At 41.8% G+C, this 23,148-nt stretch carries 17 protein-coding genes; 13 read left to right on the top strand and 4 right to left on the bottom strand.

Features of this window, described 5'->3' with window-relative positions:
* Window positions 1-11: 11 nt before the first annotated feature.
* The 6 genes from ACWATR_RS19370 (at window position 12) to ACWATR_RS19345 (ending at window position 7,594) form a co-directional block, all read left to right on the top strand.
* The gene (locus ACWATR_RS19370) at window positions 12-920 is read left to right on the top strand and encodes a glycosyltransferase family 2 protein (protein WP_460335803.1); all 909 of its coding nucleotides are present in this window, start codon (window positions 12-14) and stop codon (window positions 918-920) included.
* A gap of 533 nt (window positions 921-1,453) precedes the next feature.
* Complete coding sequence (locus ACWATR_RS19365) at window positions 1,454-2,218, top strand: DUF502 domain-containing protein (RefSeq protein WP_460335801.1); 765 nt, start codon at window positions 1,454-1,456, stop codon at window positions 2,216-2,218.
* A 119-nt stretch (window positions 2,219-2,337) separates the two neighbouring features.
* Window positions 2,338-2,979 carry a transcription antitermination factor NusB gene (nusB, locus tag ACWATR_RS19360; protein ID WP_181928273.1) on the top strand — a complete coding sequence of 214 codons (642 nt, stop codon included), beginning with the start codon at window positions 2,338-2,340 and terminating at the stop codon, window positions 2,977-2,979.
* A 253-nt stretch (window positions 2,980-3,232) separates the two neighbouring features.
* Window positions 3,233-4,894 (top strand): signal recognition particle-docking protein FtsY, encoded by a 1,662-nt coding sequence (ftsY, locus tag ACWATR_RS19355; protein ID WP_460335797.1) that lies wholly within the window; start codon window positions 3,233-3,235, stop codon window positions 4,892-4,894.
* Between the two features lie 784 nt (window positions 4,895-5,678).
* Complete coding sequence (locus tag ACWATR_RS19350) at window positions 5,679-5,846, top strand: hypothetical protein (RefSeq protein WP_460335794.1); 168 nt, start codon at window positions 5,679-5,681, stop codon at window positions 5,844-5,846.
* Window positions 5,847-6,202: 356 nt separating this feature from the next.
* Window positions 6,203-7,594: a PP2C family protein-serine/threonine phosphatase gene (locus ACWATR_RS19345; RefSeq protein WP_460335792.1), complete on the top strand. Its 1,392-nt coding sequence runs from the start codon at window positions 6,203-6,205 to the stop codon at window positions 7,592-7,594.
* Window positions 7,595-8,516: 922 nt separating this feature from the next.
* Here the strand turns inward: ACWATR_RS19345 and ACWATR_RS19340 are convergent.
* On the bottom strand, window positions 8,517-9,800 hold the full coding sequence (locus ACWATR_RS19340) for an ankyrin repeat domain-containing protein (protein WP_460335789.1): 1,284 nt from the start codon (window positions 9,798-9,800) through the stop codon (window positions 8,517-8,519).
* A 298-nt stretch (window positions 9,801-10,098) separates the two neighbouring features.
* On the opposite strand from ACWATR_RS19340, the gene ACWATR_RS19335 reads away from it, so the two are divergent.
* The 7 genes from ACWATR_RS19335 to mtnA all read left to right on the top strand — a co-directional run bounded on the left by ACWATR_RS19335 (window position 10,099) and on the right by mtnA (window position 19,706).
* The gene (locus tag ACWATR_RS19335) at window positions 10,099-10,569 is read left to right on the top strand and encodes a DUF4079 domain-containing protein (RefSeq protein ID WP_460335786.1); all 471 of its coding nucleotides are present in this window, start codon (window positions 10,099-10,101) and stop codon (window positions 10,567-10,569) included.
* A 164-nt stretch (window positions 10,570-10,733) separates the two neighbouring features.
* Window positions 10,734-11,039 carry a small RNA NsiR4-regulated ssr1528 family protein gene (locus ACWATR_RS19330; protein ID WP_069074763.1) on the top strand — a complete coding sequence of 102 codons (306 nt, stop codon included), beginning with the start codon at window positions 10,734-10,736 and terminating at the stop codon, window positions 11,037-11,039.
* Between the two features lie 257 nt (window positions 11,040-11,296).
* Window positions 11,297-12,259, top strand: a complete 963-nt coding sequence (locus ACWATR_RS19325) for an aldo/keto reductase (RefSeq protein ID WP_460335781.1) — start codon at window positions 11,297-11,299, stop codon at window positions 12,257-12,259.
* A gap of 290 nt (window positions 12,260-12,549) precedes the next feature.
* Window positions 12,550-12,996: a hypothetical protein gene (locus tag ACWATR_RS19320; RefSeq protein ID WP_460335778.1), complete on the top strand. Its 447-nt coding sequence runs from the start codon at window positions 12,550-12,552 to the stop codon at window positions 12,994-12,996.
* A 694-nt stretch (window positions 12,997-13,690) separates the two neighbouring features.
* Window positions 13,691-15,598, top strand: coding sequence for a 1-deoxy-D-xylulose-5-phosphate synthase (gene dxs, locus ACWATR_RS19315; RefSeq protein ID WP_460335775.1), 1,908 nt, complete (start codon window positions 13,691-13,693; stop codon window positions 15,596-15,598).
* A gap of 357 nt (window positions 15,599-15,955) precedes the next feature.
* A complete protein-coding gene (locus ACWATR_RS19310; protein WP_460335772.1) occupies window positions 15,956-18,286 on the top strand; it encodes a beta strand repeat-containing protein in 2,331 nt (776 codons plus the stop codon).
* Window positions 18,287-18,644: 358 nt separating this feature from the next.
* Window positions 18,645-19,706, top strand: coding sequence for an S-methyl-5-thioribose-1-phosphate isomerase (gene mtnA, locus ACWATR_RS19305; protein WP_460335769.1), 1,062 nt, complete (start codon window positions 18,645-18,647; stop codon window positions 19,704-19,706).
* 148 nt (window positions 19,707-19,854) lie between these two features.
* On the opposite strand, the gene ACWATR_RS19300 is transcribed toward mtnA, so the two are convergent.
* The 3 genes from ACWATR_RS19300 to ACWATR_RS19290 all read right to left on the bottom strand — a co-directional run bounded on the left by ACWATR_RS19300 (window position 19,855) and on the right by ACWATR_RS19290 (window position 22,307).
* Window positions 19,855-20,298: an SRPBCC family protein gene (locus tag ACWATR_RS19300; protein WP_069072798.1), complete on the bottom strand. Its 444-nt coding sequence runs from the start codon at window positions 20,296-20,298 to the stop codon at window positions 19,855-19,857.
* 126 nt (window positions 20,299-20,424) lie between these two features.
* Window positions 20,425-21,864: a 9,9'-di-cis-zeta-carotene desaturase gene (gene zds / locus ACWATR_RS19295; RefSeq protein ID WP_460335765.1), complete on the bottom strand. Its 1,440-nt coding sequence runs from the start codon at window positions 21,862-21,864 to the stop codon at window positions 20,425-20,427.
* 278 nt (window positions 21,865-22,142) lie between these two features.
* Window positions 22,143-22,307, bottom strand: coding sequence for a ribbon-helix-helix domain-containing protein (locus ACWATR_RS19290; RefSeq protein WP_460335762.1), 165 nt, complete (start codon window positions 22,305-22,307; stop codon window positions 22,143-22,145).
* Between the last annotated feature and the right edge of the window lie 841 nt (window positions 22,308-23,148).

Genomic DNA, 23,148 nt, shown 5'->3' with positions numbered 1-23,148 from the left:
AAACTTGGGTAATGTTCTCAATTTACATACTGACATATAACGAAGAGTTAGATATTGCTGCTTGTATCGAATCGGCGATGCTATCGGATGACATCATTGTTGTGGACTCATGCAGTAGCGATCGCACTGTAGAAATCGCTAGTCGCTATCCTATCCGCGTCGTTCAACACGCTTTTGAAAGCCACGGACGCCAACGCACCTGGATGTTAGAGTCTATCCCCCCAAAGCACCAATGGGTTTACATCCTCGAAGCTGACGAGCGCATGACACCAGAACTGTTTGCAGAATGTGAAAAGGCAAGTCAGAATCCAGACTACATCGGTTACTACGTGGCTGAACGTGTCATGTTCATGAATCATTGGATTCGCTACAGCACACAGTATCCCCGTTACCAAATGCGACTATTCCGCCACGGGAAAGTGTGGTTTACAGACTATGGTCATACTGAGCGGGAAGTTTGTGACGGTGCAACTAGCTTTTTAAAAGAAACATACCCACACTACACTTGCAGCAAAGGCTTGAGCCGTTGGATTGACAAGCACAACCGTTATTCTACAGATGAAGCTCAAGAAACATTGTATCAACTAGAACAAGGAAAGGTTAACTGGCAAGATTTATTCTTTGGTAAATCGGAAGTCGAAAAACGCCGCGCCCTAAAAGATTTGTCTTTACGTTTACCGGCTAGACCGTTGTTACGGTTCGTATATATGTATTTTATCTTAGGCGGCTGTTTAGATGGACGCGCCGGAATCGCTTGGTGTACATTGCAGGCATTCTACGAATATCTAATTTTGCTCAAAGTCTGGGAAATGAAGTATCTACCACAACCTAATTTAGATGCAACAGCAATTCTGGTACAAGAGAGTACACAACAGGTGCAGTGCGTAGATTCTGAAACTACACAGGCTGATGCGGCATAAAGAGGAATAGAGATTAGAAGGATTCCTAGAACAATAAACAAGCAGCGATCAGGCGAATATGCGATCGCAAAATCATAATTCAGAAGTAGGGACGCACAGCTAACTATGCGCCCCTACCGCCTTTTACATCTAAAAAAATACGACCATAATAAATTAATATTTTTAACAGAACATTTTCATAAAAGCCCCTCCTGCTCAAAGGTGAGTGAATGACCAGATAAAATAATTATTTAGGCTACTCTGTTGTACTTTCACAATCATGAGCAGCTTTTGATTGAGCGCGGTAGATTAGTAATATCTCAGGACTTGCAACAATCATTTACAAGTCTTGCAAAGAAAAGTAACATCCTCTGAAAATAACCAGTCGCCATCGTATTGGTTAAGGTCTATGTGTATGCTTATAGGAAAATAGCTGATTTACAGCAACAAGTGCGTGTTTTTGCGGCAGCACCAACTTGCTAGCGTTTTGGACAGTTACTTGTGGCAAAAACTGCCTAAAGTTAAAGTCTTCTGAATTTGACAAATCTGCTGGTATGGATACCAATAACAAAAGTTCCTCTAGCTTAAAACAGGAGAATCGGAGCTTGGTAATCGATCGCCTAAAACAGGACTTAAAAAACGACCTGATTGCTGGTTTGTTGGTAGTAATTCCCCTAGCAACCACTATCTGGCTGACAATTACCATTGCTACTTGGGTAATCAACTTCCTCACCCAAATTCCCAAACAACTGAATCCCTTTGATGGGTTAAATCCACTTTTAGTAAATCTACTGAATTTATTAGTAGGATTAGCTGTACCACTACTGTGTATCCTCCTGATGGGCTTGATGGCTCGAAATATTGCTGGGCGGTGGTTATTAGATTTTGGTGAGCGGTTTTTACAAGCAATTCCCTTAGCTGGGCAGGTATACAAAACTCTCAAGCAGCTTTTAGAAACAATATTAAAAGATTCTAATGGCAAGTTTCGGCGGGTAATTTTGATAGAGTATCCCCGCCGAGGAATTTGGGCGATCGCCTTTGTCACTGGTGCGATTAGCAGTGATATCCAAGCCCAAATGCCTCGCCCCGTGCTAAGTGTTTTTATCCCCACCACCCCGAATCCCACTACTGGATGGTACGCAGTCGTTCCTGAAGACGAGGTGGTGAACCTCTCCATGTCCATTGAAGACGCCTTTAAAATAGTTGTATCAGGTGGCATTGTCGCCCCCAATACACCCTTGGTTTTCCCCAAAGAGTCAACCTTGGAGGTTAAACACAACGAAATCAAGCAGCAGGCTATTCCCGTTGAAGAAACTTAAAATCAATCTGGCAAAGTCACAAGCAAATCCGTAATGTTGTTGTTTGACTGTGCCAAAATTGATAGACTTGTAAGTTTGTCCAGCCAAGTTAATCAGTTCTCGCACAATCACCAATTTTTATGCAACCTCGTAAACCCCAGCAAATTGCTCGTGAATTGGCGCTTTTAAGCCTTAGCCAATTGCCAGTCAACCCAAAGAAATTAGATAAATTGGAAGACGATCAACTAGTATCCAAGTTGGTGCTAGGAGCAGTACGCACTCTGACTACAGAAGTGCAAGATACCCTTGATAATGCCGCAGGGGAACTCCAACGCAGTAACGATCGCCTTTTAAGTAGCCAAACTCGGGCTTCCGACCTGAATTCTGCCAGAACAATGCTTCAAGAAGCGATCGCCTGCACCCAGACAGCAATCAATCAGTTAGGTACGGCAGTTGAGTTCCCAGTATTGATTCAGTTAGCTAATCAGGACAAGGGAGTTCGGAATTACGCTAAAGAGCTTGTGATTACCGTCCACGAAAATCGACACATTATAGATGAACTCATTTCTGCTGCCTTAGTAGATTGGCAAGTAACTCGCCTCGCCCAAATTGACCGCGACATCTTGCAAATCGCCGTTGCAGAAATGAAGTTCTTAGGAGTTCCAGACAGTATTGCCATCAACGAAGCTGTGGAACTAGCCAAACGCTACAGTGGAGACGATGGTCATCGATTTATTAACGGTGTTTTGCGCCGAGTCACTGAACAGAAAAAAACAGCATAGTACCACTGCGTAATTCGTAATTTCTATACTGCTATGGAGAAAAATTTATAGCCGCTTCTGCGGCTTCCTCCGAGCGGAATTTCTCCTTTCGAGACACTGCGTGAACGCAGGAAAACTTCTGTTGTAACGGATTTTCCGGAAACTGACGCCCAAAGGTGAGGATAACCCGGAAGTTTTCACCCCAAGAAAAAGTGCAAAGTTAAATTAAACTCATAACTTATAACTTATAGCTCATATAACTAATACTGCTGCAATGGTATTTAATTGGTTCCGTCGTCAACATAACGATTCCTCTAATCAGAAACAGGAAAAAACTCCTCCTGTACAAGAACCCCAACCAGAGACGGCCGAAACGTCAACACCAACTGCTGAAACTGCACCAGACTCGACGGCAGATTTGTTGGCGTTTGCTAAAGCTGCCTACAAGAATATTCAGCAAAAACAACAAGCTGAGGTAGTAGAAACCCCGTCTGATTCAGCAGATACCTCAGCACCATCAGTACAACCTGAAACCCCAGAAACGGCAATTGCAGAAATTACCGAGCCAACAGCAACTGAGGAACTTGTTAATACAACCCCAGAAACAGCACAACCAGAAGTTATCCAAGCTGCTACTGAGGAAGAAATTACAGAAGATTCCTCAGTCGCGGCAATTACTGATCAGCCAAATGTCGCTAGCCCAGAAGTAACGCTAAGTGAAGTTGAACCAACACCCACCGAATTACTAGCGACGCCAGAGGCAACACAGCCAACACAGCCAACAGCACCATCCTTCTTAGAAAGGGCGGCGGCGGAACGGCAAGCCAAGCTAGAACAACTAATAGCTACCGCCATTGAAGTTCCAGAACCGGAGGTAGTACAGCCAGTAACTACAACCTCAGAAACAGGAGAGGAAATTCCCGGACTGCTATTTGATGATGGGTTTGTTTGGTCGGCGAAAGTTTTAGCAGCTCAAGGTAGAAATCCAGAAGACGTTTCTATTGAAGAAATTACCTGGCTGAAAAAGCTCCGGCAAGGGTTAGACAAAACCCGTCGTAGTATTCTTAACCAACTGAAGGCGATCGTCGGTCAAGGGCCTCTTAACCAGGCTGCTGTGACGGAAATTGAGGCATTGCTCTTACAAGCTGATGTGGGTGTAGAGGCGACAGACTTTATTATCAATGCCCTACAGACAAAACTTCGAGAAGAAGTCACCGCACCTGAAGAAGCGATCGCTTACTTGAAAAAAATCCTGCGGGATATGCTGGATGCACCGAGCAAAAAATCCCACAAAACTAGCTTTACCCCAGAAAAAGAAACCTTAAATATTTGGTTAATCACTGGGGTGAATGGTGCCGGCAAAACCACCACCATCGGCAAAATTGCCCATCTAGGACAAAAATCTGGTTATAAATGCTTGATTGGGGCGGCAGACACCTTCCGCGCCGCTGCTGTGGAACAGGTGAAGGTTTGGGGTAGTAGAAGTGGCGTCGATGTAATTGCCAATCCAGGAAAGAATACAGATCCGGCAGCAGTTGTCTTTGATGCGATCGCAGCCGCCCAAGCGCGTCAAACTGAATTACTTCTGGTAGATACAGCGGGGCGACTGCAAAATAAGAAAAATTTAATGGACGAACTCGGCAAAATCCGGCGAATTATCGACAAAAAAGCCCCAAATGCCAAAGTAGAATCTCTTTTGGTTCTAGATGCCACTTTAGGGCAAAATGGACTACGGCAAGCCGAAGTTTTCTCCCAAGCGGCTCAACTGAGTGGCGTTGTCTTAACCAAGTTGGATGGAACTGCTAAAGGCGGCGTTGCCCTTGCAGTTGTGCAGCAACTAGGTTTACCCATTCGCTTTATTGGTGCTGGCGAAGGAATTGAAGACCTGCGTCCCTTTTCTAGCTATGAGTTTGTCGAAGCTCTCTTGAGTGGCTAATTGAAAAATTTGAAGTTAAAAATTTTTCTTGACAAATTGATAAATTTAGGGATAACTGATCTGGTATTATCACTTGAACTAACTAGAAACAGTTGAAGTCCTAAAACCATGAGTTTCTTACAACAAATGGGTGACTTTTGCTAAAATTTCAAGCTAATGTCCTTTTTCCATGCCCTGAATGGGCTTTTTAAATGTAGCAACACGGGCATTTAGTTGCGACACTGCGGGAGGGTTCTCCTCCCTCGGTGACTGTTGCTAGCTATGGCTACTTGTACTCCTACGGAGAAGCAATATGGCAGGCTGCATATAGCTGAATCAAGAGTAGAGTTACGAGCGTCATTTGTTTGCCCAACGCTTATCTCTAAAAAAGGACGGTTTCTGAACATTAGCATTTCGGAGAATCGTTCACTGTGGACTCAAAAAGAGAATTGGTGTAAGTAAGCTGGTTCAACACTCTCAGGTGTATTCTCATCTCCTACTTGCGAAAGTATCTACAAATCTTTTTAGTAAATTGAGAGGTTTGAATTCTCATGGTTAAACAAGAACACTCTTTCTGGTTTTTGACTTAAAGTTATTGGAGGATATTTTTTTAGATTTAGTGTCATCTTTTGTATTCATATCCTACACTTACCAAATGGCTTAACCCTAAAATCAATTACAGGCTAATGTTTTAAGTGTGTTACTGCTGGCTCACGAGATTGGGTTATCTTATTTTTATTCCGTTTCAATGCGTTTAAGTTTTGCATCTTCAGCAACTCAAAATTCGCAAAACGAGAAAATTAAAATGGAAAAACTCGATTTTGGCAATTATCCCAGCAATTATGGTATACCAATTAAGTATTTGAAGACTTATTTACATATTCTCAGGTTTGGGAATGAGTGTAAGTCGGTTTTTTACCAAACCAAGCTTGATTGGAGAACTACTAGAGGTTTTGACTCAGAAGACTTATAGTCTCCTAGTTGCATCTTTCCAAACAGTCATTCTGAATTATTCTTTGAACAAAGTATTTTTATGACTTTAGAGATATGCTTTGGAAATTAAGTTATGGAAAAATGAAAATCTTTATGAACTATCATCCAAACTAGTAATTTTTACTGGTTGGGTTTGGACTAAAAATACATGATTTGGAATTGCTAATATTCCATCATAAATACAATAACCAAATAAAATACTTATAAAATTTGTCTGCTACGTCTTTATACTCTTGCTAAAATGACAAGTCTTGTCTAAATATGGTTTAGCAATGCCAAAGCCAAAAAGTTTATAAGTAATCTAATAATCTGCCAATATAAAGTGCAATAGTACCTGTGCCTGTGTCTCAACTGCCCTCTCAACCCACTGACAGCAATAGTAGTGCCGCGACAGATGTCACACCAGTCGTAGCACTTAAAGAACTCGTGGCAAGGTTGCACCGGGAACAGAACAAAATTCAAGATTTGCTAAGTTCTTTAGGATTTGCCCTGAGAAGTTTCAATAATTTGAATCAGTTTTTGGAACTGATTCCGCTGATGGCAACAAGAGTGACAGATGCAGACGGCAGCGCCCTGTTTCTCTATAAACCTAATGGTCAAGTCAGGTTAGAACAGTTACATTGGCAAGATAGTGGTCAGCGCAAGAATATTCGCAAAGCGCTAGAAATAGCTAGTAGTCAAATCACGCTTTTACCGAATACTGCACCTCTAGCCAATGCCACGGGGATTTTGGATGACCAGATGCATCGCTATTTGGGGCCAGATGTGCAAATCTTTGGTACGGCGATTCTGGTGAAGCATACAGAACGTGGATGGCTCTACGTTTTGAGCCGCGATCCAGAATATAGTTGGACAGAAACTAGGCAAAAGTTAGTTCGGTTAGTGGCAGACCAAACAGCAGTAGCGATCGAAAACGATGAACTAGCTGTAGAACTCAGAAAAAAAGAACGTCTAGACCAAGAATTAGAAATTGGCGCAGAAATTCAACGGCGGCTTTTGCCACGTCAATGTCCCACAATCCCCGGTGTAGTCCTAGCGGCACGCTGTAAACCTGCCAATCGCGTTGGCGGAGACTACTACGACTTTATTGCTACCAATCACAATAAGATTCAGTCCAAGACCAAAGGCGGCACGGAAAATAGTCGCTGGGGTTTGGTTATTGGAGATGTTATGGGCAAGGGTGTACCCGCTGGGCTGATTATGACGATGATGCGGGGAATGTTACGGGGAGAAGTGTTACATGGTAATTCCCCAGCAGGAATTCTGCAAAACTTAAATAGAGTTATGTATGCGGATTTGGAAAATTCCCACCGCTTTGTAACGCTATTTTATTCAGAATATAATCCCCATAACCGAATTTTGTCTTATAGCAATGCGGCACACAATCCTCCGTTGTGGTGGCACGCAGCTACAAAAACTGTCAGCCGTTTAGATACTCTCGGAATGCTAATCGGTTTGGATGCTAACAGCCAATATGAGGATGCCCAGGCACAGTTAGAACCTGGAGATACAATTATCTACTATACAGATGGTTTGACTGATGCTGCTGCCGCTGGTGGCGATCGCTTCGATGAAGATAATTTTGTCGCTAGCTTCAATACTGCTTGTAAGTACTGCAATGGGCCAGAGGAGATTGTGGATTACCTATTTGACCAAGTTCAGCAATTCATTGGTGATGGGAAGCAAAACACTGATGATATGACACTAGTTGTTCTGCAAATTTTATAAAAGAAGGCAGGAGGCAGGAGGCAGAAGGAAATACTTTCTTTCTCTAAGAGAGACTGCGCCAATGACAAGCTCAGGAGCCATAGTTCTGGATATTTATTACCCAGTTCAAAAGGAAGAATTGTTAAAAGCTGAAAGTGCAGCGAGATACAAAGCTTCCATAGCCTATAAATCAATACGGTTCAGTTAAGGTTACTAGTGTAGATAATTTGTCTTTGAAGACGCGATGAATCGCCGTCTCTACAAGTGTTTTGGGCTTATCTGAACTGTATTGGCCTATAAATCCCGCGCTTTCAAATATGGGTTACTCAAGCTGGACTACTTCCTGAAAGTCATCAGCCATTTTTGCTTGGTCAAGTCATGATTAAAATTATGGTGGCTGGGGATTCACTACAGTAATTTTACTAAATTTAATTTTTTATTTATTTTTCTTTGATTTTCCGTAACTATTGCCAAAATTGTTGCATATCAAGCTTTTTTGGCAAATTGTTTGTATTTAGCCTTTTGGATAATACACAAAAAATGATCGTTAGAATACTTTTCTGTTGAAGCAAAAACTATATATTTTGCACATCTAGCACAGTAGGAAACGTCAAGGGAGAGAGCAGGTAAAAGGTAAAAGGTACAGGGTAAAAAGTAAAAGGTAAATTTACTTCTTCATTTTTGCTTTCTTTCTATCCTTGTGACGCAAGCATTTAGCCTGCTCCCTCTTGGCGTTTTAATTTTTCTTTTCTCCGCCGTAGCAAGTTCACAACAGCTACGACGGGGTTTTGCTTTCTTTGTTTCTTAGGTCTAGACTTGGTTGTTTTAAACTTCCTTGGTATTTTTGGTTGTTTTAAACTTCCTTGGTATTTAAGTAAATAACCTTCATTTAATGATTTGTCAAGATATTTCTGAAAATATTTTAGATGAAGAATTCAGATCGCTATTCTTGTGCCCCAGCTTTTTGCAGACTCCGCACTACATTCTTATAACCATTAAATTCTGCAATCATTAAAGCAGTATAACCACCCCGGTTTTTCAAATTCATATCTGCCCCAGCTTGGAGTAATAACTGCACAATTTCGCCATAACCTGCTGAGGCAGCCCACATTAATGATGTTGCCCTCGCTGAGTCTTGAAAATTTACATCTGCTCCCTTTGCCAGCAGCAAATGTATAATCTCTATGTGTTTGCGTTCGGTTGCCTTGATCAAAGCAGTTTTGCCATCGTCCCCCGAAGTGTTGGCATCAGCACCATACTCTAGCAACACTTTCACTGTTTGGGTGTGTCCTTGTGATGCAGCCAATGTCAAAGGTAATTCACCAAGATTTTTCCCATTAATATCTCCGCCAGAATGCAGCAATGCCTCAACAATTTGGCTATGTCCCTGTAATGCTGCTACAAGCAGTGGTGTATCACCCAGGTGGTTCCTAATTTGGACATTTGCACCCCTGTTAAGTAAGACTTGCACGACATCAATGTAGCCTTCCACAACAGCAAGATGTAGGGCAGTTTCACCATCTTGATCTTGGAGATTAATTTCGGCACCTCGATCCAGTAAAGCTGCTGCGATCGCACTGTGTCCAGCGGCGGCGGCGGCCGATAGGGCACTTCCACCATCAGGATTTTTCACATTCACATCAGCCCCCGCTGCTAGCAGTGCTTCCACAATTTCCAGATGTCCTAAGTCTGCCGCTAGCATTAAGAGTGTCTCACCCTCCTCATCTTGGATGTTGACATCAACACCAGTTTGGAGAATTGCTTCTAAAACTTCTATTTTTCCCTGCTTAACGGCGATTTTCAATGCAGTATCATTATCTTGATCTGCGATATTTACCTTGGCACCAGCAGCCAATAAAACTCGCACTATATTTATATAACCTTTGAGGACTGCTGCCATTAAAGCTGTGCTGCCATCTTCATTTGTGGCATTGACATCAGCACCTCTAGATAGTAGAAGCTGCACAATGTCAAGCTGTTTAGCACTAGCCGCCAACATCAAAGCTGTCAAACCATAGAGTTTTCTGGGCAAGTCGATATTTGCCCCAGCATCTAGCAGCGATCGCACAATTTCTGTGTAGCCTAAATTAGCAGCAAACATTAACGCCGTCGTACCTTGGCGATCGCACGTGTCCACCCTTGCACCAGCAGTCAGTAGCCCACGCAACCCTTTAATATCGCCGCTTTTAGCAGCTTTTAACAGCAAAGTATCGTTATTTTCAGTCATGGATGAGATCCCATACAGGGGATTTTGTTCGTCTACCCTCAAAATTTAGTCTGAGATTGTTTATCCACTTTGGCAAGAGGGTTATGCAATTAAAAATTCAAAATTCAAAATTCAAAATTAAGAAATGCAGTCTTGGCAAGCATTCTATCTATTGACTGGATGCAAATTAAAGCTAAGGGAGGCTTCACTCTTGTCTTCTCTCCTCATCCCTTAGTCTCTTTTTATTTGTGCAACTTTAAGCACAGAAAATAGAGTTATGCTAATTTTTATGAAGATTTAATAATTAGGCGAGAACACCATGAGTCTAGAACTTTCTGCGTCGGTGAAATATTGGCTGAACTTCTTCCATCCGGTGCTGATGTGGGCGCTATTAGTACTCTCAATTTATGCCGCCTATTTGGGGCTGCAATTACAGCGTACCAGAAATGCTCAGGGGGAAGAAAAGAAAGAACTGATTAAAGGTAGATATAACGTCAGACACTACCAAATCGGGTCTATACTCCTAGCTTTGATGGTGGCAGGTGCGATCGGCGGGATGGCCGTCACTTACATCAATAACGGTAAGTTATTTGTGCAGCCTCACCTGTTAGCAGGATTAGGTATGACAGGTTTAATTGCATTTTCTGCTGCTTTGTCTCCTTATATGCAAAAAGGAGCAAATTGGGCGCGTGCAACGCACATTTTAATAAATTTCACGCTTTTGGGACTTTTTGCTTGGCAGGCTGTTACTGGAGTGCAAATTGTCCAAAGAATTCTCACTAAAGCATAGTTAAGTAAGTCGGAATCATATCAAGCCTAGTACGTGGCGAGTGGCGATCGCCACGTTAAAACAGTAATGAACCACAGTTTATCAGGAGAGGCAGAGAGCAGTAGACAGCTTTGGTGTCAGCAAGGCTGGTAAAATCTACCCATAGCGAAGAAGAGAAAATTACCATGCCTACCGAAACTAACTCAGGGAATCAAACCACTACAGGTGCCGATGCTATTGATGAAGCGATCGCACAGGGAATTGATTTTGATGGTTCTCCCATTCCGCCTGCCAAGCTAGAACTCTATGGTAAAGTCATGGCGCTAGAAGGCAATAGACAGCGTAGTGGTGTATCTAATACTATGCGATCGCGCATTGTGCGAATTGGCGCAAAGCATATTCCCCAAGCAGAACTCGACCAATTACTTGTAGATGCTGGTTTCGCACCCCTAAAAGAGAAAGAAATTGCCTTTTTCTATAGTGGCAAATAAATGTTGAACTAGGGATTGGGGACTAGGGATTGGGAAGATTTAACTCGTTCCCTGTCTCCGACTAGGAATGCCGGTCATAGAGGTACACAATTGTTTACCTCACAAATCCTAAATTGCCATCAGTATTTTGGCTTCTTGAGTCTTTTCCTGATTGGATCAAAAAGTGTCTCTTCAGCAAGATATTGTTAAATTTTCCTTGTGTTTCAATTAGCACAGCTATATGTACTTAAGTAATAGCTGATAGACTTGGAGAATACATGTCAAGAAGTACGTCAAATTCAGAAATGCCATACCGAGTTCTCGGCAATACGGGAGAAAAAGTTTCCGCTATTGGATTGGGTGGTTGGCACATCGGCTTGAAGCACATAGATGAACAATTGGCTATCCGCATTGTTAGAACAGCCATTGATCGTGGCATCAACTTTATGGATAACAGTTGGGATTACAACGGTGGAGTCAGTGAGATTCGCATGGGAAAAGCGCTGCGCGATCGCTATCGAGACAAAGCCTTCCTAATGACGAAAATCGACGGTCGTTCTAAGAAAGAAGCAGCAAGACAGCTAGACGAATCACTTCAACGTCTGCAAGTTGATTACATCGATCTTGTGCAGCACCATGAAATTATTCGATACGAAGATCCCCATCGAATTTTTGACCAAGAAGGGGCAAATGCTGCCTTAATTGAGGCGCAAGAAGCTGGTAAACTCCGATACATCGGCTTTACTGGGCACAAAGATCCCCATATTCATCTGCATACACTGGAAGTTGCAGCTACTTATGGCTTTAAATTTGATACAGTGCAGATGCCGCTAAATGTGATGGATGCTCACTACCGAAGCTTTGCAAAACTAGTTCTACCAGAACTGGTTAAACAAAACATTGGTGTTCTGGGGATGAAAAGCTTGGCGAACGGTATTCTTTTGAAATCAAACACTGTAACGCCAATTGAATGTTTACACTATGCTTTGAATCTGCCTACATCGGTTGTGATTACCGGAATTGACAGTATGGAGATTTTAGAGCAAGCCTTTGAAGCAGTGCGGACGTTCCAGCCAATGAACGACGAACAGGTGCGATCGCTCTTAGCAAAGACAGCAGAAGTAGCATCAAGCGGCGAGTTTGAACCTTTCAAAACCTCATCAATTTTCGACAGCACTGCCCAAAATCCAGATTGGCTAGGAGACGAGCCACAGCGCATCCAGCAATTGATGCCAGCGTGATGGATGCTTCAGCAGGCAGCCGAAAAGTCGCTGCTACACAGGCAAAATACACCTGCATGGGTTTGAAATTCTTGATTTTGCATTAGTCCATGCCGGTGGACTTTGCTTTTGTAGTAGTGAATTCCATCCGCCAATACTTGTCAAAAATCTTCCAAGCTGAAAATTCAATCTATCAAAATAGTGAATTCATTTAATAACTAATGACGCCAGAACCTCTATCTAGGGATCGATATGGCTAATAAGCTAAATGAAGTAGAAATAGTATACTAAATCACATGAGATTGTATTGTATGAAATCAAATTATGTTGCAAAACAGCTTTCCACCGTAAAACGCTGGATGGCTACAACACTGTTTTGTATGTTAGCGATCGCTTTCGTTTGGCAAGGTGCATTTTTCTCGAACACTTCAGCAATGGCTGATCCCGCTGCAACCTTGATTGCATCGTCAGATGCAGGCGATCGCGCTCAAGAAAAAGCCAGTAAAGATGCTGGACGAACCAAAAATTTCATCGAAGATACGGCAGATAAAGTTAAGCAAGCTGCCAAGAGTAATGCCAATAAAGTTGACCAAGCAACAGACAATGGTAGTTTTGTTGAGCGCAAGGCAAAGAAAGATGCGGCTACAATTCAGAAAAGAGCAGACGAAGATGCCGCTCGGACTAAAAAAGCAGTAGACGACACCAAGAATGTTGTAGAACGTACTGTTGACAACATCAAAGATGCTTTTGGTCAATAGAGAATAGATATAGCAATCCTATTGGATTTGTGAAAATCGAAAACTTCAGATTTCCGATTTCTTTAAGAAATCGGAAATCTTGTTATTTAGGAAAGTCTAAGGTTATATAAATAAGACTACTAGAGGGGATTGTGGTTAAAACCTCATTTTCAGTCAGAGACTCTTAACGAGACATAGGAATATTAATTTACTAAATACTGAAATTAGATAAAACAAGTGAGTTGTTTAATATACATATTTATCGCGTCCGTATGAACTAGCGATCGCTGATAAAATTATCTGATGTTACCGAATAACAGAAGAAACAATTGTTAAATATTTACCAGTAAATATGCTAAATATATAGTTAGAAATAAAATATTTAACTTTGTTTATTTACTAACTTTAAAGGGTGAAATTGAAGAATATGCTTAGGGAATTTCCGCAAACTACTCTTAAAAAAGTTGTTTTTCTATACGGATTACAGACTATATTTAAGTAGCATTACTTATTGACAAATGTGTTATAACTTTAACTGATTACAGCCTCATTTGACGAATTGTTAATGGTTAACAAATTTTTCACCATTATCAATTACGAAGTTATACTTTCCACTACAACTTAGTAACAATGTAAGAGTTTGATTCTGTGGACAACCCGACCGTGGGAAAATCAAAATACCGAGACTAGAAGTTAGAGAGGAAAACCCTATAATATGCATCTGAGCGAAATCACCCATCCTAATCAGTTGCACGGTTTATCTGTTCGCCAACTGCAACAGATTGCCCGTCAGATTCGAGATAAGCATCTCCAAACGGTAGCGGTTAATGGTGGACACTTGGGGCCAGGATTGGGTGTTGTCGAATTAACACTAGGACTTTACCAAACACTGGACTTAGATCGGGATAAAGTGATTTGGGATGTAGGACACCAGGCTTATCCCCACAAACTGCTTACAGGACGTTACGATAGCTTCCACACCCTCAGACAAAAAGACGGAGTTGCAGGTTATCTCAAACGCGGTGAAAACAAGTTTGACCACTTTGGGGCTGGACACGCTTCTACTAGTATTTCAGCGGCATTAGGCATGGCTTTGGCGCGAGACTTGAAAGGCGAAAAGTTTAAAGCCGTTGCTGTTATTGGCGATGGGGCGCTGACTGGGGGTATGGCTTTAGAAGCCATCAACCATGCTGGACACATGCCGAAAACTAACTTATTGGTTGTTCTCAACGACAACGACATGTCTATATCTCGCAACGTCGGCGCAATTCCCCGCTATCTCAACAAAATGCGTCTCAGCCAACCGGTGCAATTTATTAAAGATAATCTTGAGGAACAGTTTAAGCAAATTCCCTTCGTGGGTGAATCTTTGTCTCCCGAACTCGGACGCATCAAAGAAAGTATGAAACGCTTGGCTGTTCCCAAGGTAGGTGCAGTTTTTGAAGAACTCGGCTTTACCTATATTGGACCCGTGGATGGTCATAATCTTGAAGAATTGATTGCCACCTTCCAACAGGCACATCAGATACAAGGCCCAGTCTTGGTACATGTAGCAACAGTCAAGGGCAAAGGCTATGAAATTGCCGAACTAGATCAAGTTGGCTACCACGCCCAAAGCCCCTTCAACGTAGCAACTGGCAAAGCCATTCCTTCCAATAAACCCAAACCTCCGGCTTATGCCAAAGTTTTTTCTCACACTCTGGTAAAACTTGCTGAACAAAACCCAAAAATCGTCGGCATTACTGCGGCGATGGCAACGGGAACAGGCTTAGATAAACTTCAGGCAAAACTACCCAATCAATATATTGATGTCGGCATTGCTGAACAACATGCAATCACCCTAGCAGCAGGACTTGCAACCGAAGGAATGCGCCCCGTTGCGGCTATTTATTCCACCTTCCTGCAACGTGCTTACGACCAGATAATTCATGATGTCTGCATCCAAAATCTGCCAGTGTTCTTCTGCTTGGATCGGGCAGGAATTGTCGGATCTGATGGCCCCACCCACCAAGGTATGTATGACATTGCCTATCTGCGTTGCATTCCCAACATAGCAATCATGGCACCCAAAGACGAAGCAGAACTGCAACGCATGGTAGTAACTGGTGTTAATCATACCAGTGGCCCCATCGCCATGCGCTATCCGCGTGGCAATGGCTACGGCGTTCCCCTGATGGAAGAAGGTTGGGAACCTTTGGAAATCGGCAAAGGCGAGATTCTGCGTACAGGCGATGACGTGTTAATCGTCGCTTATGGCACAATGGTCTATCCAGGAATGCAAGCTGCTGAAATTCTCAGCGAACACGGCATTGAAGCAACTGTAATTAATGCTCGTTTTGTGAAGCCTCTGGATACCGAGTTGATTTTGCCTTTAGCGAAGAAAATCGGCCGGGTTGTCACCTTAGAGGAAGGCTGTGTGATGGGTGGCTTTGGTAGTGCGATCGCTGAAGCTTTAATGGATGCAGAGATTCTAGTTCCTGTAAAGCGATTCGGTGTACCAGATGTGTTAGTAGATCATGCTGAACCCAATGAATCTAAGACAGAACTTGGTTTAACTAGCCATCAAATAGCAGAGAGAGTATTGCAAGCTTTCTTTAAGCAGCAAGTATCGGCTGTGGTTTAGCTAATTCTTTGTAGAATGAATCGCCCACACTTGTGACTCAGGTGTGGGCGATTCCCTTTTGAAAACGACAAGTTTAATATCCGTAATATGATGTTCGGTTAAACCTTAGTCAATTACCGAAAACTATCAGGTATTAAATAATTACTTAAATTAAGTTTTATCGCTTTATTCTCTGTATACTTAATCTAGTTAATTACTACGATTCTTATACCATCAATTCACTAGCAGTATCAATTTAGTGGCAAGCGATCGCTTTCTAGTTTTCATGGGTTTAACTTCAATCGTTGAACCCCTTCTTTTGTCGTGGTCTTTTTCAACAATCAAACCGAATTCCAATATTCAAAGGACTGTAAAAGTATGGCTATTGTAGGAACAAACAATAACGATAATTTAGTCGGCACTTCTGGAAATGATACGATTGAAGGCTTAAATGGTAATGATACCCTTTCTGGGCTAGGTGGAAACGATCAATTATCAGGTGGTGCAGGAAGTGATACCTTATATGGTGGTGCTGGTAACGATCAATTTGTCTTAGAGAACTTTCGTGGTTCTGTTGGTGCTAAAGACCTAGACATCGTAACAGATTTTCAAAAAGGAGCAGACAAAATTGACCTCAGAACTCTTGGCATCAGTGACTTCAATACTATCTCACTTCTGACAAGTGAGGATACAGATACTAATGCCATAATTAGCACTCGCTATAACTTCTATAACGGCGATTATTATTATCGACTCAAAATCAATGGCATTCGCAAAAGTCAATTACAAGCCAGTGATTTTATTTTCAATAGTGCAGTTGTGAATGACACCATCAGCGGAACTGGTAATAATGATGATTTGTTTGGTGGTTTAGGTAATGATAGCCTGTTAGGTGGTGACGGTAATGACCGTTTGTTTGGTGAACAAGGAGATGATAAATTATCAGGTGGTGCAGGAAGTGATACCTTATATGGTGGTGCTGGTAACGATCAATTTGTCTTAGAGAACTTTCGTGGTTCTGTTGGTGCTAAAGACCTAGACATCGTAACAGATTTTCAAAAAGGAGCAGACAAAATTGACCTCAGAACTCTTGGCATCAGTGACTTCAATACTATCTCACTTCTGACAAGTGAGGATACAGATACTAATGCCATAATTAGCACTCGCTATAACTTCTATAACGGCGATTATTATTATCGACTCAAAATCAATGGCATTCGCAAAAGTCAATTACAAGCCAGTGATTTTATTTTCAATAGTGCAGTTGTGAATGACACCATCAGCGGAACTGGTAATAATGATGATTTGTTTGGTGGTTTAGGTAATGATAGCCTGTTAGGTGGTGACGGTAATGACCGTTTGTTTGGTGAACAAGGAGATGATAAATTATCAGGTGATGCAGGAAGTGATACCTTATATGGTGGTGGAGGAAATGATACCTATTCTTTCCTAGCTAATAGTGCTTTGGGAACCGACACAATTATAGAAACTACAACAGGTGGTACTGACACTATTAACTTTAGCGGTACTACAGTTGCCGTCAACCTAAATCTAGATTTAACCACCTCACAAACGGTTAATAGTAATCTCAAACTCATTCTCTCTGCCAATAATGTTATTGAAAATGCAACGGGTGGCACAGGCAATGACACTCTCACTGGTAATACACTGAATAATACTTTAATTGGCGGTGGCGGAAATGATAGACTGCAAGGGTTAGCAGGAAATGATACTTATTCTTTCGTTGCTAATAGTGCCTTGGGAACCGACACAATTATAGAAACCACAACAGGTGGTACTGATACTATTAACTTTAGCAGTACTACAGTTGCCGTCAACCTAAATCTAGGTTTAACCACCTCACAAACGGTTAATAGTAATCTCAAACTCATTCTCTCTGCCAATAATGTTATTGAAAATGCAACGGGTGGCACAGGAAATGACACTCTCACTGGTAATACATTGAATAACAGTTTGATTGGCGGTGGCGGAAATGATCAACTTCAAGGGTTAACAGGAAATGATACTTATTCTTTCGTTGCTAATAGTGCCTTGGGAACCGACACAATTATAGAAACCACAACAGGTGGTACTGATACTATTAACTTTAGCAGTACTACAGTTGCGGTCAATCTAAATCTAGGTGTAACAACTTCGCAAACAATTAATAGCAATCTCAACCTCATTCTCTCTGCCAACAACGTTATTGAAAATGCAACGGGTGGCACAGGTAATGATATTCTCACTGGTAATACACTGAATAATACTTTAATTGGTGGTGATGCAAATGATCAACTCCAAGGGTTAGCAGGAAATGACACCCTCTTGGGAGGTAATGGTAATGATACTCTTACAGGTGGAATTGGTAGTGATAAATATCTGTTCCAAAGTAATAGTGTGTTTAACACAAGCTTAGGTATTGATACCATCACTGACTTTGAAGCCGGACAAGACCAGATTGTGCTGAGTAAAACCACCTTCAATACTGTTACTAATACTGTGGGTCAGGCTTTAACTGAATTTGCAGTTGTCAGTGGTAATCAATTCGTCAACGGTAGTAATGCGCGTATTGTGTTTAGCCAAAGTAGTGGCAGCTTATTCTATAACCAGGATGGCAATGTTTTGGGCACAGGAACAGTGTTTGAGTTTGCCCGTTTAGGGAATCCTAATATTACTTTGAGTAGTAGCAATTTTAGTCTGATTGCTTAGTACTCTGTCAACTTTGAATTGATAGATAATCAAGTTCGTAGTAAGGACTAAAGTCTTTACTACAAACCCTCAAAACTAGCTTAAAAAAGTACTAGTATCACCTTGCCTTAATTAGAAAATCTAAATGCTTAGGAATTTCTAATACTATTTTGGATTTACAATTTTGGATTTTGGATTGTTAAAGAGTTAGTGGCGATCGCTCGCAATCATCCTGAAGTTGCTATGATTATTGCCTACTTTCCCAAATAGTCCCAAGATGAGGAAGAAGTAGGGGAAGAGGTGAAAATGTCCAATCCTCAATACCCAATATCTTCCTATGACTTTTAATTTTTGAATTTTGAATTCGGAGCGAAGCAACGTGACACCTACTACAAACCAAGTTTATCCCGTTATTTGGCACAACAACTCAGTGTCACTAATTGACCAAACTCGCCTACCCAACGAATATACATTTGTGGAGATTCACCGCAGTGAAGATATGGCGCGGGCGATTAAAACCATGATTGTCCGGGGTGCGCCTGCAATTGGTGTGGCTGCGGCTTATGGAATGTATCTTGGTGCAAGGGAAATTGAAACAAGCGATCGCCACGATTTTTTGCAAGACTTAGATAAAGTAGCCCAGTTGTTGCGTTCTACTCGTCCGACGGCGGTAAATTTATTTTGGGCAATTAGCCGAATGATCAAAGCCGCCAACGAAACTCTAGGAACAGTAGAAGACATTAAGCAAACCCTTTTCCAAACAGCCCAAGCGATTAATATTGAAGATTTGCAAACTTGTCAAGCGATCGGCGACAATGGTTTGACAGTCTTGCCCACTACTCCAGAAAAACTGACGCTGCTTACCCACTGCAACGCTGGGGCACTAGCTACTGCTGGCTATGGCACTGCTTTGGGTGTGGTGCGTTCTGCTTGGAGGGAAGGACGTTTAGAACGTTTATTTGCCGATGAAACCCGTCCCCGCTTACAAGGTGCAAAACTCACCACTTGGGAATGTGTGCAAGAAGGTATTCCAGTTACATTAATTACTGATAATATGGCAGCCAATTGCATGAAACAGGGTTTGATTCATGCTGTAGTTGTGGGTGCTGATCGAATTGCCGCTAATGGTGACACTGCCAATAAAATTGGTACTTATAGTGTAGCGATCGCAGCTAAAGCACATAATATACCCTTTTTTGTGGCTGCACCCCTTTCCACCGTTGATTTTGAATTAGCTGATGGCAGCAAAATTCCCATTGAAGAACGCGAACCAACAGAAATCTATCAAGTTGGTGATACCATTCTCACACCTGCGGGTGTAGATTTTTACAACCCAGCTTTTGATGTCACTCCGGCTGAGTTGATTACAGCAATCATTACAGAGAATGGAGTATTTGCTCCTGGAGAATTAGTGAAATCTCAGCCACAGAAAGTAGCCTAACATCAATCCCAATACTGCTGGAGTTTTGAATTTTAAACTGGAATTTAGTTTGGGGAAAAGGTTACTGAGTTTGGGTTAAAAGTTTTTTCTTTCCCCTTTCCCATTCTCCTTTTCCCCTTAACCGATAAGTATTGATATCAATCCTGTATCAATTAGCTTTAATATTCAGCGCATATTCTTTAAACCTTTCCAAATCAGCTTGAATCGTCGATTCAACTATCCGTCCCAAAAATAAGTTATCCATAATTTTGCCAATAATGCCGGGGATGGCGTAGGAAATGGTCATTTTAACAATGCTACTATTGTGGCGATCGTAAAAGCGAATTGCTCCTTGATTAGGCAAACCATCAATTGATTCCCATTGGATGATTTGATTGGGAATAACTTTAAGAATTCGGGATTGCCAATTAAATTCTAGACTGCCAGTTTTTAATTTCCAAAGAGATATATCTGGATTCTCTGGGGGAATTTTCACCGAATCAATCCATTTCATCCACCGAGGCATTTGCTCTAAATCAGACCAGAGGCTCCATACTAAATCTATAGGAACTTCTACTTCTACCTGCACAGTATGCTCTAACCAATCTGACATGATCTCTTTTTCCTTCTCTACGAGACGCTTTGCGTAGCTTGCTTGTTTGCAGGAGTACGGGTTGCCCTTTGCGCCCTTCCCTTTACGCGAACGCGGTAGCCTGCGGCAAGCCACTCCGTGTCTATGTCAATTTTTCAAACTCTCCAAAATCACTTTGGCCGCACGCCGTCCAGAAATAGTGGCTCCTTCCATACTGTCGATGTAGTCTTGCTGAGTATAACTCCCTGCAAGGAAGAAATTATCCACTGGTGTTTTTTGGTTGGGACGGTACGCATCCATCCCTGGCGCTTCTCGGTAGAGAGACTGAGCAAGTTTTACCACGCTATACCAAGTCATATTTAGTTCCCGCGACGAGGGAAACAGTTCATGAACTTGCTTGAGGACATGCTGTGCGATCGCCTCATTACTTTGTGCAATAAAGGGATCTCCCGGTGTGAGCACTAGTTGTAACAAAGACCCCTGTCCTGGGCGATAATAATCAGCAGGGCTAGTCAACGCCAAATCGGCAAAACAAGAAAAGTCAGCATCGGCTGTATAAAGCAAATTATCGATTCCAGCTGCATGATTTAGCTGTTTACGTTCCTCTCCATCGTTCAATTCTGTTACCCAACCATCGAAGCGTAACTGCACTGTAGCCACTGGCACTGCATCCAGTTTGTAAATATTGTCAAATTCAGACCACTTACGCCACTCGTGGGGTAGGATGCGTTGAATTCCTGGAACATCACAGGCAAAAACGTAAGCATCAGCGGTGATATTTTCTACTGTATCACCTTGGGCAACTATTATACCAGTGACACGGGTTTGTTCGTCTGACTCTGTAAACTGAATTTCCCGAACTTGTCGGCGCGTGTAAATTTTGGTGCCTCTAGCTTCCAGATATTCCAGAATGGGCTTGTGTAAATATTCAGATGGAGAACCTTCCAGCATTCGCAAAACTGAAGCTTCAGTTCTAACTGCAAATAGCTGGAATATGGTTAACATACAACGGGCAGACATATTTTCGCAATCAATAAATCCCAATGCATAGGCAATGGGGTTCCACATACGCTTAATGCTGCCATTGCTCCCACCGTGACTGCGGAACCAGTCGGCAAAGCTAACTTTATCTAAATTGCGGATAGTTTTCATCGCCCCATTAAAGTCTACCAATCCGCGAACTATCGGACTAGTACCCAAAGCGATCGCATTTTGCAATTTATCCTGCAACGATAGTTGAGAAGTTGTAAAAAATGCCTTTAAGCCATTGAAAGGCGCACCTGTGAGGAAGCGAAAATCCAAAGCACCGGTGCGCCCCCCTTTATTAATAAAAGTGTGGGTATGTTCTTTGAGGCGTAAGTTTTCTAACACCCCCACTTTCTTCATCAAGTCAAAAAGTTGGTAGTAGCACCCGAAAAATACATGCAACCCCATTTCTAGATGGTTGCCATCTCCATCAACCCAACTGCCAACTTTACCACCCACAAACGGACGAGACTCAAAAATCTCTACTTCACAACCAGCATCAGCTAGATCTACTGCGGTTGCTAGTCCAGCCAGTCCCGCACCTACGATTGCAACGCGCATTCCGTCGTTCCTTTTCAGTTTCTTTACAGATTGTAACTGGGTTGGTGTCGGAATTTGCTACTTAATATCAACTCCACCAGCATATTAAGTTATGGCAATGTTGATACTAAAACCTCTTTGATCACTTTTTTAGTCCCTAAAAATTACCAGACGCGAGAAAAACGCGTCTGTATCAGCTAGACAAAGTATTGTCCATAGCGGTGGACTCAAAAAGGTATGATAGCTATTTTTTGGTGGCAAAGCAGTTATCTGGATAAGTACTTAAAGCATCCTCTTACCTATTTGCCGTCGTCGGAAACAGGCAAACTTCTAATCAGTTCACGAATCACATCGGTTGCGGGTCTACCTGTTTGTTGGCAATATTTTTCCAGTTTTTCCGCTTCCTGTGTTGCGAGATTGACTGTTATACGTTTAACCGCCCATTTTTTATTTGTCATTATCATGCTATCTGCTGTATATTTTAGATTGTCGAAAGAGTCTAAGTAAAGAGGGAACCGATAAGATTATCAGAGTTTGTCTCAGGAAACAAGTCATATCATTAATATTAAAAATGTTCGTTTTGTCAAAGAATTCATCATTTTCTAAACAAATCAAAAAACTACACTTTATTGGTTACGATTGTGACAGCAGAAAAAGCACATTGTTGCTTGTGAAGATAATAACCCTACTAACAGCATGAGTAAAGCCTGAGAATGAAATTTGATAGATGAATTGAGACACCTAATGTTGACTCAATTAAGATTTCCAAAGTTATTCTCCATTTAAAGCATTTGACCTTATTTCTTAAGCAAGTTCGCCAAACCCACTTAGAGAGAATATCTGCTACAACACCATAAAATAAAGCTTTCAGAATCATTATTATGCTGAAATGCTACCTTCCGCACAGGTTAGAGTGGTATTTGTAGATCGTGAATAATCCCCAATGAAGTAGGCAAATGAGCGATAGCTCCTTAACAAACACCCATCTGCACCATTACTGCACCCAATAAGTTAAGAGCTACTTGAACGGTGATGATTTTTGGCTTACCTCGATCAAGCTCATTGCTTTTACGTGCCAATATAGTAACCAGAAAAAAGAGGATAAGACTCAGTTTATTGGGTGTCAATAGCCCAGAATAGTGGTAAAATTTTACAGCATTATCTGTAATTTCACACAGATGAATTAGCCCGTAAATAGATATGATGTTACTTGACTGTTGCCGATAATAATATTTTAGTTTTGTTTCATGCTTTTACACTAAACTTCCCGTAAAGATACGATGAAATTTTGCCTATTTTTTATCT

It is taken from the genome of Nostoc sp. UIC 10890, from assembly GCF_054786515.1.
The sequence above is the reverse complement of the archived record's forward strand: the minus strand, read 5'-3'. Positions and strand labels throughout refer to the sequence as shown.

Bases quoted from the DNA above. Each gene is read 5' to 3' on its own strand.
- ACWATR_RS19370 (WP_460335803.1), top strand. From the start codon at position 12: ATGTTCTCAATTTACATACTGACATATAACGAAGAGTTAGATATTGCT.
- ACWATR_RS19365 (WP_460335801.1), top strand. From the start codon at position 1,454: ATGGATACCAATAACAAAAGTTCCTCTAGCTTAAAACAGGAGAATCGG.
- nusB (WP_181928273.1), top strand. From the start codon at position 2,338: ATGCAACCTCGTAAACCCCAGCAAATTGCTCGTGAATTGGCGCTTTTA.
- ftsY (WP_460335797.1), top strand. From the start codon at position 3,233: ATGGTATTTAATTGGTTCCGTCGTCAACATAACGATTCCTCTAATCAG.
- ACWATR_RS19350 (WP_460335794.1), top strand. From the start codon at position 5,679: ATGGAAAAACTCGATTTTGGCAATTATCCCAGCAATTATGGTATACCA.
- ACWATR_RS19340 (WP_460335789.1), bottom strand. From the start codon at position 9,800: ATGACTGAAAATAACGATACTTTGCTGTTAAAAGCTGCTAAAAGCGGC.
- ACWATR_RS19335 (WP_460335786.1), top strand. From the start codon at position 10,099: ATGAGTCTAGAACTTTCTGCGTCGGTGAAATATTGGCTGAACTTCTTC.
- ACWATR_RS19330 (WP_069074763.1), top strand. From the start codon at position 10,734: ATGCCTACCGAAACTAACTCAGGGAATCAAACCACTACAGGTGCCGAT.
- ACWATR_RS19325 (WP_460335781.1), top strand. From the start codon at position 11,297: ATGTCAAGAAGTACGTCAAATTCAGAAATGCCATACCGAGTTCTCGGC.
- ACWATR_RS19320 (WP_460335778.1), top strand. From the start codon at position 12,550: ATGAAATCAAATTATGTTGCAAAACAGCTTTCCACCGTAAAACGCTGG.
- dxs (WP_460335775.1), top strand. From the start codon at position 13,691: ATGCATCTGAGCGAAATCACCCATCCTAATCAGTTGCACGGTTTATCT.
- ACWATR_RS19310 (WP_460335772.1), top strand. From the start codon at position 15,956: ATGGCTATTGTAGGAACAAACAATAACGATAATTTAGTCGGCACTTCT.
- ACWATR_RS19300 (WP_069072798.1), bottom strand. From the start codon at position 20,298: ATGTCAGATTGGTTAGAGCATACTGTGCAGGTAGAAGTAGAAGTTCCT.
- zds (WP_460335765.1), bottom strand. From the start codon at position 21,864: ATGCGCGTTGCAATCGTAGGTGCGGGACTGGCTGGACTAGCAACCGCA.
- ACWATR_RS19290 (WP_460335762.1), bottom strand. From the start codon at position 22,307: ATGATAATGACAAATAAAAAATGGGCGGTTAAACGTATAACAGTCAAT.